This window comes from Streptomyces winkii, assembly GCF_032248595.1.
GTDB lineage: Bacteria > Actinomycetota > Actinomycetes > Streptomycetales > Streptomycetaceae > Streptomyces > Streptomyces winkii.
In genome coordinates, this window is the sequence record NZ_JASTTH010000001.1 from 626,260 (window position 1) to 639,898 (window position 13,639).

General features: G+C 68.2%; 10 protein-coding genes. 9 read left to right on the plus strand and 1 reads right to left on the minus strand.

The features are described 5' to 3' along the window. Positions 1–82 precede the first annotated feature (82 nt). The 6 genes from typA (at position 83) to QQM67_RS02900 (ending at position 8,020) form a co-directional block, all read left to right on the plus strand. A complete protein-coding gene (typA, locus tag QQM67_RS02875; protein ID WP_314171910.1) occupies positions 83–1,954 on the plus strand; it encodes a translational GTPase TypA in 1,872 nt (623 codons plus the stop codon). 278 nt (positions 1,955–2,232) lie between these two features. Continuing rightward, complete coding sequence (locus tag QQM67_RS02880; RefSeq protein ID WP_314171911.1) at positions 2,233–3,876, plus strand: peptide ABC transporter substrate-binding protein; 1,644 nt, start codon at positions 2,233–2,235, stop codon at positions 3,874–3,876. A gap of 14 nt (positions 3,877–3,890) precedes the next feature. Further along, complete coding sequence (locus QQM67_RS02885) at positions 3,891–4,814, plus strand: ABC transporter permease (protein ID WP_314171912.1); 924 nt, start codon at positions 3,891–3,893, stop codon at positions 4,812–4,814. A 56-nt stretch (positions 4,815–4,870) separates the two neighbouring features. Further along, a complete protein-coding gene (locus QQM67_RS02890) occupies positions 4,871–5,887 on the plus strand; it encodes an ABC transporter permease (protein WP_314171913.1) in 1,017 nt (338 codons plus the stop codon). Between the two features lie 11 nt (positions 5,888–5,898). Beyond that, positions 5,899–6,936, plus strand: coding sequence for an ABC transporter ATP-binding protein (locus QQM67_RS02895; protein WP_314171914.1), 1,038 nt, complete (start codon positions 5,899–5,901; stop codon positions 6,934–6,936). Beyond that, positions 6,917–8,020, plus strand: a complete 1,104-nt coding sequence (locus QQM67_RS02900; protein ID WP_314171915.1) for an ABC transporter ATP-binding protein — start codon at positions 6,917–6,919, stop codon at positions 8,018–8,020. The genes QQM67_RS02895 and QQM67_RS02900 overlap by 20 nt, the downstream gene beginning before the upstream one ends. Here QQM67_RS02900 and QQM67_RS02905 read toward each other — a convergent pair. Next, positions 7,975–9,012 (minus strand): hypothetical protein, encoded by a 1,038-nt coding sequence (locus QQM67_RS02905; RefSeq protein ID WP_314171916.1) that lies wholly within the window; start codon positions 9,010–9,012, stop codon positions 7,975–7,977. The genes QQM67_RS02900 and QQM67_RS02905 overlap by 46 nt on opposite strands. Before the next feature lie 608 nt (positions 9,013–9,620). Here QQM67_RS02905 and QQM67_RS02910 point away from each other — a divergent pair. The 3 genes from QQM67_RS02910 to QQM67_RS02920 all read left to right on the plus strand — a co-directional run bounded on the left by QQM67_RS02910 (position 9,621) and on the right by QQM67_RS02920 (position 13,638). Then, complete coding sequence (locus tag QQM67_RS02910; protein ID WP_314171917.1) at positions 9,621–10,667, plus strand: ABC transporter permease; 1,047 nt, start codon at positions 9,621–9,623, stop codon at positions 10,665–10,667. 86 nt (positions 10,668–10,753) lie between these two features. Continuing rightward, positions 10,754–12,547: an ABC transporter substrate-binding protein gene (locus QQM67_RS02915; RefSeq protein WP_314171918.1), complete on the plus strand. Its 1,794-nt coding sequence runs from the start codon at positions 10,754–10,756 to the stop codon at positions 12,545–12,547. A gap of 113 nt (positions 12,548–12,660) precedes the next feature. Next, positions 12,661–13,638 carry an ABC transporter permease gene (locus QQM67_RS02920; RefSeq protein WP_314171919.1) on the plus strand — a complete coding sequence of 326 codons (978 nt, stop codon included), beginning with the start codon at positions 12,661–12,663 and terminating at the stop codon, positions 13,636–13,638. Position 13,639 lies beyond the last annotated feature (1 nt).

Here is a 13,639-nt window from a genome sequence, read left to right on the forward strand (position 1 = left end):
GCGAGGTCCAGCGCGGCAGGGCGCGTGAGGAGCAGCTACGCACCGTGCCCCACTCACTATCCGGGAGAAGCGTCAGCCAGCCATGCCCACGCGCCACGACATCCGCAACGTCGCCATCGTCGCCCACGTCGACCACGGGAAGACCACCCTCGTCGACGCCATGCTCAAGCAGGCAGGGGCGTTCGCAGCGCACCAGCTGGAGTCGGTCGACGACCGCGTGATGGACTCCAGCGACCTGGAGCGCGAGAAGGGCATCACCATTCTCGCGAAGAACACCGCGGTCAAATACCACCCGAAGGACGGCGGCGGCTCCGTCGTCATCAACATCATCGACACCCCCGGCCACGCCGACTTCGGCGGCGAGGTCGAGCGCGGCCTGTCCATGGTGGACGCCGTGGTGCTGCTGGTGGACGCCTCCGAGGGGCCGCTCCCGCAGACCCGGTTCGTCCTGCGCAAGGCGCTGGAGGCGCGGCTGCCGGTCATCCTGTGCATCAACAAGACCGACCGGTCCGACGCCCGCATCTCCGCCGTCGTCGACGACACGTACGACCTCTTCCTCGACCTGGACGCCGACGAGGAGCAGATCGAGTTCCCCATCGTCTACGCGTGCGCGCGCGACGGCGTGGCCTCGCTCACCCAGCCCGAGGACGGCACCGTCCCCGCGGACAGCGACAGCCTGGAGCCCTTCTTCACGACCCTGCTGGAGACGGTCCCAGCGCCGACGTACGAGGAGGACGCGCCGCTCCAGGCCCACGTCACCAACCTCGACGCCGACAACTTCCTCGGCCGCATCGCGCTGCTGCGCGTGAAGAACGGCACGCTCAAGAAGGGCCAGACGGTCGCGTGGCTCAAGCGCGACGGCAGCGAGCAGAACGTACGCATCACCGAGCTGATGATGACGGACGCCCTGACCCGCAAGCCCGCGCAGGCCGCCGGCCCCGGCGACATCTGCGCGGTCGCGGGCATCCCCGACATCATGATCGGCGAGACGCTCGCCGACCCGGAGAACCCGGTGGCGCTGCCGCTCATCACCGTCGACGAGCCGGCGATCTCCATGACGATCGGCACGAACACCTCGCCGCTCGTCGGCAAGGGCGGCAAGGGCCACAAGGTCACGGCGCGGCTGGTGAAGGACCGGCTGGAGCGCGAGCTCGTCGGCAACGTCTCGCTGCGCGTGCTGCCGACCGAGCGCCCGGACGCCTGGGAGGTGCAGGGCCGCGGCGAGCTGGCCCTCGCGATCCTCGTCGAGACCATGCGCCGCGAGGGCTTCGAACTGACCGTGGGCAAGCCCGAGGTCGTCACCCGGGAGATCGACGGCAAGCTCCACGAGCCCGTGGAGCGGATGACGATCGACGCCCCGGAGGAGTTCATGGGCGCCATCACACAGCTGATGGCGACGCGCAAGGGGCGCATGGAGACGATGACCAACCACGGGTCCGGCTGGATCCGCATGGAGTGGATCGTCCCGGCCCGCGGCCTGATCGGATTCCGTACGGAGTTCCTGACGGAGACCAGGGGCACGGGCATCGCGCACAGCCTCTTCGAGGGACACGAGCAGTGGTTCGGCGAACTGCGCACGAGGCGCAGCGGCTCGCTCGTCGCGGACAGGGCGGGCTCGGCCACGCCGTTCGCGATGATGAATCTCCAGGAGCGCGGCACCATCTTCATCGAACCGGGCACCGAGGTGTACGAGGGCATGATCGTCGGCGAGAACTCGCGCTCCGACGACATGGACGTCAACATCACCAAGGAGAAGAAGCTCACCAACATGCGGGCGGCGGCAGCCGACACCACGGAGAACCTGGTGCCGCCGCGGAAGCTGTCGCTGGAGCAGGCCCTGGAGTTCTGCCGCGAGGACGAGTGCATCGAGGTCACACCGGATACGGTTCGCATCCGCAAGACCGAGCTCGACCAGAAGGCCCGCGGGCGGGCGGCGGCGCGGGCCAAGCGCTGAGCGCCGTGCGCGCGGGCCCGCATGGTCCGTGCGCCCCCAGCGGTTCCACATCCGAAGGCGGCGGCCCCTCGGTCTCCGGTCACCCGGCCGGACGTACGAGGGGCCGCCGCTTTCCGTTGCCCGAATTCCCCTTGTACGGCCCGGAAATGGGCTGCGGCAAAGGGAGTTTTCTGCGCTGAACGGGGCTCTCTCACCGCCGGGGCAGCGAGATGAAGATGCGTGAAGGGTGTTATCTGGTCGGCAAGGCAAGACGTCGGCGGTACCGAGGGAGGCACCCCATGCGTGGAGCCACGCGTGTCACGTGGGCATTCGGCTGTGCGACAGTCGTCACCCTGGCGGCTGCGGGGTGCGGCGGGGGAGGAGCCGCAGGTGGCGCCGCCGCCGGATCGGACGCCGGCATCGTACGGGCCTTCTGGACCGACCCCCAGAATCCGCTCGAACCCGCCAACACCAACGAGGTGCAGGGCGGCAAGGTCCTGGAGATGACGTTCCGGGGGCTCAAGCGCTACAACCCCCGTACGGGCAAGGCGGAGAACGCCGTCGCGAAGTCCATCAAGACCGACGACCAGCAGAACTTCGACATCACCCTGAAGAAGGGCTGGAAGTTCTCCGACGGCACCCCCGTGACCGCCAAGTCCTTTGTCGACGCGTGGAATTACGGCGCGCTCGTCACTAACAAGCAGGTGAGTTCCTACTTCTTCGAGTACATCGACGGCTACGACGACGTGCACCCGGAGAACGAGAGCGCGAAGCCCAAGGCGAAGAAGATGTCCGGGCTGAAGGTGACGGGCAAGAACAGCTTCAGCGTGAAGCTCAACCAGAAGTTCTCGCAGTGGCCCGACACACTCGGCTACGCGGCGTTCTCGCCGCTCCCGGAGAAGTTCTTCACGGACCACGCGAGCTGGCTGAAGAAGCCGGTCGGCAACGGCCCCTACCAGATCGACTCCTACACCAAGGGCCAGTCGATGCAGCTGTCGGTCAACAAGAAGTACGCGGGCCCGGACAAGCCCAAGAACAAGGGCGTGGAACTCAAGGTCTACACGGACCAGAACACCGGCTACACCGACCTCCAGGCCGGCAACCTCGACGTATTCGACGAACTGCCCGCGGGCCAGCTCAAGAACGCCAAGCGGGATCTCGACGGCCGCTACATCAACCAGCCCGCGGGGATCCTCCAGACACTCTCCTTCCCGCTCTACCGGAAGGAATGGAAGAGCGACAAGGCCAAGCAGGTCCGCATCGGGCTGTCGATGGCCATCAACCGCAAGGAAGTGACCGAGAAGATCTACCACGGCACCCGCAGACCGGCCGGCGACCTCACCTCTCCCGTACTCACGAAGGCGGGAGGCTTCGAGCCGGGAATGTGCGGCGAGGTCTGCAAGTACGACCCGAAGGAGGCGAAGAAGCTGATCGAGGACGCGGGCGGCCTGCCGGGCGGCAAGGTCACGCTCACCTCGAACGTCGACACCGGGTCGCACCGGCAGTGGATGGACGCCGTGTGCAACAGCATCAACAACACCCTCGACAAGAGCGACGCGTGCAGCGTGAACCCCGTGCCGACCTTCAGCGAATTCCGCAAGGACATCGCCGGGAAGAAGCTGAAGAGCCTGTTCCGCACCGGCTGGCAGATGGACTATCCGCTGATCCAGAACTTCATGCAGCCCCTGTACTACACCGGCGCCTCCTCCAACGACGCCGGATACTCCGACAAGCGCGTCGACAAGCTCATCGACGAGGCGAACGCGGCCGGCGAGGAAGAGGCGGTGAGCAAGTTCCGGAAGGCCGAGGAGATCGTCCTCAAGGACCTGCCCGCGATTCCCCTCTGGTACCAGGACGGCAACGCGGGATATTCGGACAGGGTGAGCGACGTGCGGCTCAACCCCTTCTCGGTTCCCGTCTTCACCGACATCAGAGTCAAGTGAGGCAGTGAAATACCGTGGGGCGCTACGTCGTGAGACGACTGCTCCAGATGGTCCCGGTCTTCATCGGGACGACGTTCCTCATCTTCGTGATGGTGTACGCGGTCGGCGACCCGGTCAACGCGATGTTCGGGGACCGGGCGCCCGACCCCGCCACGGCGGCCCAGCTGCGCGCCGAGTTCAATCTCGACAAGCCCCTGTGGCTTCAGTACCTGCTCTACATGGGCGACATCTTCACCGGTGACTTCGGCAACTCCTTCAACGGGCAGCCCGTCACCGAGCTGATGGGCCGGGCCTTTCCCGTGACGCTGCGGCTCGCGCTGATCGCGATCGTCCTCGAGATCGTCATCGGCATCGCCCTCGGCGTGGTCACCGGGCTGCGGCGCGGTCGTCCCGTGGACAGCTCGGTGCTGATGCTCACGCTGCTCGTCATCTCGGTGCCGACGTTCGTCACCGGCACCCTCGCGCAGTATCTGCTGGGCGTGAAGTGGGGGTGGATCGCGCCCGCCGTCTCGCCGGAGGCGCCGGTCGGCCAGCTCCTGCTGCCGGGGCTGGTGCTCGCGCTGCTGTCGCTCGCGTACGTCACGCGCCTCACGCGCACCTCCATCAGCGAGAACGCCCGCGCGGACTACGTGCGCACCGCGCTGGCCAAGGGGCTGCCGCGGGCCCGCGTGAACGTGCGTCACCTGCTGCGCAATTCGCTGATCCCGGTCGTCACGTTCCTGGGGACGGACGTCGGGAACCTGATGGCGGGCGCCCTCGTCACCGAGCGGATCTTCAACATCCAGGGGGTCGGCTTCCAGCTCTGGCAGGGCATCGTGCGGCAGAACTCGCCGACCGTGGTCGGTTTCGTGACGATCCTGGTGATCGTCTTCCTGCTCGCGAATCTGATCGTCGATCTCCTCTACGCCGTGCTCGACCCGAGGATCCGCTATGCGTGAACTCAACGGCACCGAAGGCACCGCAGACAGCGGGCGGAACAGGCAGGAGGCGGCGCATGGTTGAGCGCGCGCCGGAGAGCCCGTCCGCCCCCGACGAGCCTTCCGCCGCGGCCGGTTCCGCGGCGGCCGCGGGTGCAGCCGGTGCCACAAGCCTGGCGCCCGGCACGGGAACCGGCCCCGGAGCGCCGCCCGCGGCGCCCGCCGAGCCCGCACCGGGAGAGCGGGCGCGCAGCCTCTGGTCGGACGCGTGGCACGACCTGAGCCGCAACCCCGTGTTCGTGATCTCGGCGCTGCTGATCCTCTTCCTCCTCCTCATCTCGGTCTGGCCCGGGCTCATCGCGACCCGCGACCCCCTCTCCTGCCGGCTGGACAAGTCCCTGGACCCGGCCTCGCCCGGGCACTGGTTCGGCTACGACACCCAGGGCTGCGATGTGTACACGCGGGTCGTGTACGGCGCCCGTACGTCGGTGACCGTCGGCGTCTGCGCCACGCTCGGAGTGGCCGCCGTCGGCAGCGTCTTCGGGGGGCTCGCGGGCTTCTTCGGCGGCTGGTGGGACGCGCTGATCTCGCGGCTCACCGACGTCTTCTTCGGCATCCCGATCATGCTCGGCGGCCTGGTCTTCCTGTCGATGACCGGCAGCCGCTCCGTATGGACCGTGGTGGCCTTCATCGTGCTGCTCGGCTGGCCGCAGATCGCCCGCATCGCGCGCGGATCGGTCATCTCCGCCAAGCAGAACGACTACGTGCTGGCGGCGCGCGCCCTCGGCGCCGGCAACGTGCGGATGCTCGTGCGGCACATCCTCCCGAACGCGGTCGCGCCGGTGATCGTGACGGCCACCATCGCGCTCGGCACGTACATCGCGCTGGAGGCGACCCTCAGCTACCTCGGCGTCGGGCTCCAGCCGCCGACCGTCTCCTGGGGGGCCGACATCTCCGACGCCTCGCAGGGGATGCAGTTCCGCAACGCGCCGCACATCCTGCTCTACCCCGCCGCCGCGCTGAGCCTGACCGTGCTGGCGTTCATCATGCTCGGCGACGCGGTGCGCGACGCCCTCGATCCCAAGCTGCGCTGAGGGAGGCGTACGTGACACAGACACAGCCCGGACGCGGGCCGCTTCCCGGCGCCGGCGGAGCGCCGCTGCTGCAAGTACGGGATCTGCGCGTGGAGTTCCGTACCCGCGACGGCGTCGCGACCGCCGTGGACGGCGTCAGCTTCGGCGTGGAGGCGGGCGAGACGCTGGCCGTGCTCGGCGAGTCCGGCTGCGGCAAGTCCGTGACCGCGCAGGCCGTGATGGGCATCCTCGACTCCCCGCCGGGGCGGATCACGGGAGGCGAGGTCCTCTTCGGCGGACGGGACCTGCTGAAGGTCTCCGCGGAGGAGCGCCGCTCCGTCCGCGGCGCGCGCATGGCGATGATCTTCCAGGACGCGCTGTCCGCGCTGAACCCCGTGCTCAGCGTCGGCAGGCAGCTCGGCGAGATGTTCCAGGTCCATCGCGGCGCCTCCCGCAAGGAGGCGCTGGCCAGGGCCGTCGAGCTGATGGAGCGCGTACGGATTCCCGCCGCCCGCGCACGAGTCGGCGACTACCCGCACCAGTTCAGCGGCGGCATGCGGCAGCGCATCATGATCGCCATGGCGCTCGCCCTGGAGCCGGAGCTGATCATCGCGGACGAGCCGACCACCGCCCTCGACGTCACCGTCCAGGCCCAGGTGATGGAGCTGCTGGCGGATCTCCAGAGCGAGTACCGGATGGGCCTGATCCTGATCACCCACGACTTGGGCGTCGTCGCGGACGTCGCCGACAGGATCGCCGTCATGTATGCGGGGCGCATCGTCGAGACCGCACCGGTCCGCGACCTCTACCGGGCGCCCGCCCACCCGTACACCCGGGGGCTGCTGGACTCCATCCCGCGCCTCGATCAGAAGGGGCAGCGCCTCAACGCCGTCAAGGGGCTGCCGCCGAGCCTGCTGAGCGTCCCGCCCGGGTGCGGCTTCCACCCCCGCTGCGCCGTGGCGCGTCCCGTGTGCGGCGCCGACGAACCGCCGTTGTACGAGGTGGGCGCGGGCCGGGCCAGCGCGTGCCACTTCTGGAAGGAGCTGCTCGATGACGAGTGCGCCGAGTGACGCCGGCGGGGCGCAGCCGGCGCCCGCGGCTCTCGCCCCGCGCCCGCAGGGCGAGGCGATCCTTCAGGTGCGGGATCTGGTCAAGCACTACCCGCTCACGCAGGGCGTCGTCATCAAGCGGCAGGTGGGCGCGGTCAAGGCCGTCGACGGCGTCTCCTTCGAGCTGAGGCGGGGCGAGACTCTCGGCATCGTGGGGGAGTCGGGGTGCGGCAAGTCGACGGTGGCGAAGCTGGTGACGAGCCTGGAGGCGCCCACGTCCGGAAGCATCCGCTTCAAGGGCGAGGACGTGACGCGGATGAGCCGCAGGGCGCTGAAGGCCGTGCGCCGTAACATCCAGATGGTCTTCCAGGACCCGTACACCTCGCTCAACCCCCGCATGACGGTCGGCGACATCGTCGGCGAACCCTTCGACATCCACCCAGAGGCGGCGCCCAAGGGCGACCGGCGAGCCAGGGTGCGGGAGTTGCTGGACGTCGTAGGGCTCAACCCGGAGTACGTCAACCGCTACCCGCACCAGTTCAGCGGCGGGCAGCGGCAGCGCATCGGCATCGCACGGGGGCTCGCGCTGCGGCCGGAGATCATCGTCGCGGACGAGCCGGTCTCGGCCCTGGACGTCTCGGTGCAGGCGCAGGTCGTGAATCTCCTGGAGCAGCTCCAGGACGAGTTCGACCTGTCGTACATCTTCATCGCCCACGATCTGTCCGTCGTACGGCACATCTCCGACCGGGTCGCCGTGATGTATCTCGGCAAGCTCGTCGAGACGGGCACGGAGAGCGAGATCTACGAGCACCCCACCCACCCGTACACGCAGGCGCTGCTGTCCGCCGTGCCCGTACCCGATCCGGAGGCGGAGGCGGGGCGTGCGCGCATCGTGCTGGAGGGCGACGTGCCCTCGCCGGCGAACCCGCCGTCCGGCTGCCGGTTCCGCACCCGCTGCCGGCGGGCGGACGACAGGTGCGCGACGGAGGAGCCGGCGCTGCGGATCCCCGAGGGGCCGGGCCGGGCTGCCGGAGGAGCGGCCCATCCCTCGGCCTGCCACTACGCCGAGGAGGCGGAGGAGAGCGCCCGGGTCGTGCCCGACTGAGCCTCCGGACCGGTGGTGGTGTCACCGTCGCGGGCGGACAGGGCCAGCAGTATCCCGAATGCGGCGAGGATCTCGAACGCGGCCGTGGAGAGCCACAGTTGGTCCCGGGTGGTGAGCCCACCGAAGCCGCCGAGGAGTCCGGCCTTGGCCCCGAACGAGAGCCGGAAGAGGCCGAGCCCGAGCAGCGGGCCGCTCACCGTCATCCCGAGGGGACGTGAGTACGGGGTGCGGGCGAGGGCGGCGACCGCGGCGCACAGGGAGACGAGGGCGAGGGCGCAGCCGTACCAGCTCTCGGGCACGGCGAGGAGCGTGGCCAGCGACCTGTCGCCGGTGAAGTGGCGCGAGTACAGCTCCCAGCCCTGCCGGGTGGCGGCGTGGACCTCCCACGAGACGAGCACCGCAGTCACCGCGGCCAGCAGTCCGCAGGCGACGGCGCCTCCGGCGCGCGTGGGGCGTGCGGGCGGCTCGTCCCGAGTGCTCCGGTCGCCTCGGGTGCTCCGAGCGCCGCCGGAGTCCTCGGCTTCCGGCCGACCCCCGCTCGACCGTCGAGGAAGGCGTCCCGCGAGCGCGAGGACGATCAGCGCCGCACCGATCACGAGCATCGCGATCACACTGGCCAGGACCGTGTTCCGCAGCCCGTCGGAGACGCCGCTGCGCACCCAGCTGGCGTTGAGATTCCACAGGGTGGGGACGCGCAGCAGGATCGTCAGCGCGCCGGTGGAGACCAGGATGCCGCCCGCGGACGAGGACACCGCGGTGGTGACGGCACACACCGTGTAGAGGACCAGCAGCGTGGGCTCCACGAACGAGCTGGCCCATATCCCGTCCTGTGCGCGGAAGATGAGGCCCGACCACATCCACCACGCATCTATCACATCGGTGGCCTTGTCGAAGTCGCGGACGATCCAGGCGAGATCGAGCACCGCGAGCGCGGCCAGCAGTACGGTGCCGGCCGTGCGTGCTCCCGTTCTGAGCGTCCTGTCGTGGCTCATCTGCGGCCCCCCGCGGTGCGGTTAACCGAGCGTCGCGCGGGTCGGTCAGGTCCGGCGGCGTCGGAGCGTCGGACAAGCGTACTGTGGCGCTTCCCGGCGACTCATGGCGGCTCGTGACGGCTTGGGGTGTCTCGTGGCGGCTCGGCTCGTCGCGGGTCGGCTCGGCGGGGGTTCGGCCGGGCCTCGGTCCGGCCCGGGTCCGGCGCCCTGCCGGCCGGTTGATCGCGGCCTGTCCCGGCCTACGGCGGCCGGGCCGGGACGGCATGGCCCCGCCCCGGCCCGGCGTTACGGCACCCGCACGGCCGTACGAAGTTCAGGGTGGCGGGTTCGTATATCGGAGCTGCGACGACTGAGTTGCGGTCGCGTTAACGCGTTTCAGGGGTCCATATGACGACATGTCTGATAGCCGGGAACCACGTCAAGCACGCTGTGACCTCAATCTGCAAAACCTTCGCTCAAGATGCGCCGAGGGTCCACAAGCCGCCGCCGGTACCCCTTGACTGAGCAGTTATTCACTTGCAAAGTCTCCTCAACCCATGGCACGGACTGCCAGCGTGCCAACGCATGGATCTATCCGCATAGATGACGAGCGCGGGGGCGCAGACACGATGACAAGTCCATCCCAGGCCGCGATCGCCGGGGCAGAGACCCCAGATCCCGACGGCGCAGGCCTGACCACCGAGCCGTCCGACGGCCAAGAGCCCGTCAAGGACCAGCTCGTGGGCCGTTCGCCCGGCCAGCTCATGTGGATGCGCTTCAAGCGTGACCGTACGGGCGTCATATCGGCGTTCGTCGTTCTTGCGGTGTTCGCGATCGCGGCGCTGGCGCCGGTGATCTCGTGGCTGTACGGCAAGGATCCCTGGACCCGTTACGGGCAGGAACGCCCGGGTCTGCTCAACGACAGCGCCTACCCGATCAAGCCCAACGGCGGGATCGACGGCGAGTTCTGGTTCGGCCTCGAACCCGGCCTCGGGCGCGATGTGTTCACCCAGCTCATCTACGGGATCCGCACCTCGCTGTCGCTGGCGGTGGTGATCACCATCCTGTCGGTGCTCCTCGCCATCGTGATCGGCGTCGCCGGCGGCTACTTGGGCGGCAAGACGGACTACTTCCTCGGCCGGCTGACCGACCTGATGATGTCGTTCCCGAACCAGCTCTTCTTCGTGGCCTTCATCCCGGTGGTCGGGGCCCTCATGGTCGACCCGCAGGACGAGATGCCGACCTGGATGCGTGCCTCGGTGCTGATCTTCGTCATGTGGCTGCTGGGCTGGATGACCCTCGCGAGGCTGCTGCGCGGACAGGTACTGACCCTGCGGGAGCGGGAGTTCATCGAGGCGGCGAAGGTCGCCGGCACTCCGCCGTGGCGGATCGTGCGCAAGGAACTCATCCCGAACGTGGTCACGCCGATCCTCGTCCAGTCGACGTACATGCTTCCGAACTTCGTCACCGGTGTCGCCGGTCTCTCCTTCCTCGGCGTCGGCATGCCCCCGTCCACTCCCGACTGGGGCCGGATGTTCTCGAAGGGCGCCGAGGTCTACCAGAGCGACATCACCTACATGATCTTCCCCGGGGTGGCGATGGTGATCTTCATCGTCGCGTTCAACCTGCTCGGGGACTCGGTCAGGGACGCCTTCGACCCGAAATCGGGACGTTGATGACCGAGAGGCGGGGGGTGCTGCCACCCCAGCACCGCATGAGTCAGGCAGCAACGGACAACCGACAGGCAGGTGCTACCACCACCATGAGCAGATTCAGGATGCGTACGGCGCGCGTCTCCGTCGTGGGGCTCGCCGCGGGCGCTCTCATCCTTACGGGGTGCAGCAGCGGCGGCGGAGGCGACGCGGGGGGCGTGAGCAAGGACGACGCCGCGAAGCAGCAGGTCAAGTACGACTTCGGCGACGCGAAGGCGTCGACGGGGCCGGCCGCGCCGGTCAAGGGCGCCAAGAAGGGCGGCACCCTCACCGTCTACCAGCGCGACAGCTTCGCCCACCTCGACCCCGCGCAGATGTACGTCAGCGACGAGGGCGCCATGTCGACCCTCATCCACCGCCGCCTGACGACCTACAAGCGCGACAACGCCGGTAAGTACACCGTCGTCGGCGACCTCGCCAAGGACAGCGGCCAGCCGTCCGCGGACAAGAGGACGTGGAAGTACGAACTGAAGGACGGCATCAAGTGGGAGGACGGCACTCCCATCACCTCGAAGGACATACGCCACACCTTCGAGCGGCAGTTCGCGCCGTTCATCTCCGAGGGCCCCGTCTACGTCCAGCAGTGGCTGGCGGGCAAGAGCGGCACCGGCTACCGCAAGCTCCTGCCGGACGGTCCGTTCAAGGGCAAGCACCTGCCGGACAAGGTCCTCGAGACGCCGGATGACAAGACCATCGTCTTCCACTTCAAGGACCCGCAGCCCGACCTGCCCTACGCGCTGGGCATGGCCGGATACGCGGCCGTCCAGGAGAAGGGCGACACGAAGGAGAAGTACGACAAGAAGCCGGTGTCCTCCGGCCCGTACAAGATCGCCTCCTTCAAGTCGGGCAAGAGCATGAAGCTCGTCCGCAACACCGAGTGGGACCCGAAGACGGACGCGGTGCGCCACCAGTACCCGGACGCGCACAACATCCAGTTCGGCGTCTCCTTCGAGGCCTCGACCAAGCGGCTCGTCTCCGACAGCGCGGAGAACAAGACGGCCGTCAGCTACACCAACCAGGTCGACGCCTCCAGCATGCAGTCGGTGCGCTCCGACCCCAAGGTCAAGAAGCGCTCGCTGGCGGGCTACCAGCCCTACGTCGGCAAGATCTCGCTCAACATGGACCGGCTGAAGGACAAGCGGGTCCGCCAGGCCATCGCCTACGCGCTGCCGGCCCAGTCGCTGGTCCAGGCGTTCGGTGGTTCCGGCGGCGGCGAGCTGGCGGGCAACTACCTGAGCCCGACGGTCGCGGGTCACACCGAGTCCGACCCGTACGGGAAGGTCAAGAGCCCGCAGGGCGACGTGAAGAAGGCCAAGCGCATTCTGAAGGAGGCCGGCAAGACCGGCACGAAGATCACCTTCGCCTACCAGAACGCGCCTGAGTGGCAGGACTACTCGATCGCGGCCAAGGACAACCTGAAGAAGGCCGGGTTCAACGTCCAGCTCAAGGACATCGTCACGGACACGTACTACGACCAGATCGGCAAGATCAAGAACAAGTACGACATGTACCACTCCTCTTGGGGTGCCGACTGGCCGAGTGCCTCCACCGTGGTCCCGCCGACTCTGGACGGCCGCCAGGTGCAGGACGGTGCGGCGAACTACTCGCACTACAACAACCCGAAGATGAACAAGGAGATGGACCGCATCTCCAAGATCAAGAACGCGGACACGGCCGCGAAGGAATGGGCCAAGCTCTCGGACAAGATCCTCAAGGAGGACGTGCCCGACGTTCCGCTGATGTACTACAAGCAGATCCAGCTGTACGGATCGCAGGTCGGAGGCGCCGTCGTGAACGACGTCACGAGCAGCATCGACCCGACCCAGCTGTACATCAAGAAGTAACAGCGCACACGGCGCGGTCGGTCGCGCCGGCCGTGGTGCCCTCCCCCGGGGGAGGGCACCACGGGGCATTCCCCCACCACTGAATCCGCTGCCCACGAGAGCTGCGTTCCGTCATGCTTCGTTTCCTCGTCCGCCGGTCCCTCGGCGCGATCGTGATCCTGCTGATCATCAGCGCGGTCACCTTCTTCCTCTTCTACGCCGTACCGCGAGATCCGGCGATGCTGGCCTGCGGCAAGAACTGCACGCCGGACGCCCTGGAAGTCATCCGCAAGAACATGGGGATCGACGAGCCCATCCCGCTCCAGTACTGGCACTTCATGGTGGGCATCGTGGCCGGCCGTGACTTCGCCCAAGGCGCGTGCCCCGCACCGTGCTTCGGCTACTCCTTCGCCAACTCGGACCCGGTCTGGAACACGATCCTCGACCGCTTCCCGACCACGGTCTCGCTCACCATCGGCGGTGCGGTGGTCTTCCTGACGATCGGGCTCGGCGCGGGCATGATCGCGGCCTGGAAGCGCGGCACCATGGCCGACAAGCTCTTCAGCACGATCTCGCTCGTGCTCAGCTCGATGCAGATCTACTTCGTCGGCCCCCTCGCACTGGCGCTCTTCGTGTTCAACCTGGGGATCCTGGACCAGCCCGCGTACGTGCCGCTGACGGAGGATCCGGGCGCCTGGTTCATGGGCCTGCTCATCCCGTGGCTCGTGATCCAGATCATCTTCACCGCGAACTACACACGTCTGGCGCGCTCTTCGATGATCGAGCAGCTCGCCGAGGACCACGTCCGCACGGCGAGGGCCAAGGGCATGTCGGGGAAGTTCGTCTTCTTCCGCTACGCCTGGCGCGGCTCGCTCATCCCCATCGTGACGATCTTCGGCGTCGACCTCGGCTCGCTCCTCGGCGGCGCGATGATCACCGAGTGGACCTTCTCGCTGCCGGGCCTGGGAAGGCTCGCGGTCGAGTCCGTGCAGAACACCGATCTCCCCATGGTGATGGGCGTGATGCTCTTCTCGGCGACGTTCATCATCCTCTTCAACGTCATCGTGGACGCCGCTTACGCATTCATCGACCCGCGCGTGCGGCTGGCCTAGG

Bases quoted from the DNA above. Each gene is read 5' to 3' on its own strand.
- typA (WP_314171910.1), top strand. From the start codon at position 83: ATGCCCACGCGCCACGACATCCGCAACGTCGCCATCGTCGCCCACGTC.
- QQM67_RS02900 (WP_314171915.1), top strand. From the start codon at position 6,917: ATGACGAGTGCGCCGAGTGACGCCGGCGGGGCGCAGCCGGCGCCCGCG.
- QQM67_RS02880 (WP_314171911.1), top strand. From the start codon at position 2,233: ATGCGTGGAGCCACGCGTGTCACGTGGGCATTCGGCTGTGCGACAGTC.
- QQM67_RS02910 (WP_314171917.1), top strand. From the start codon at position 9,621: ATGACAAGTCCATCCCAGGCCGCGATCGCCGGGGCAGAGACCCCAGAT.
- QQM67_RS02905 (WP_314171916.1), bottom strand. From the start codon at position 9,012: ATGAGCCACGACAGGACGCTCAGAACGGGAGCACGCACGGCCGGCACC.
- QQM67_RS02890 (WP_314171913.1), top strand. From the start codon at position 4,871: ATGGTTGAGCGCGCGCCGGAGAGCCCGTCCGCCCCCGACGAGCCTTCC.
- QQM67_RS02920 (WP_314171919.1), top strand. From the start codon at position 12,661: ATGCTTCGTTTCCTCGTCCGCCGGTCCCTCGGCGCGATCGTGATCCTG.
- QQM67_RS02915 (WP_314171918.1), top strand. From the start codon at position 10,754: ATGAGCAGATTCAGGATGCGTACGGCGCGCGTCTCCGTCGTGGGGCTC.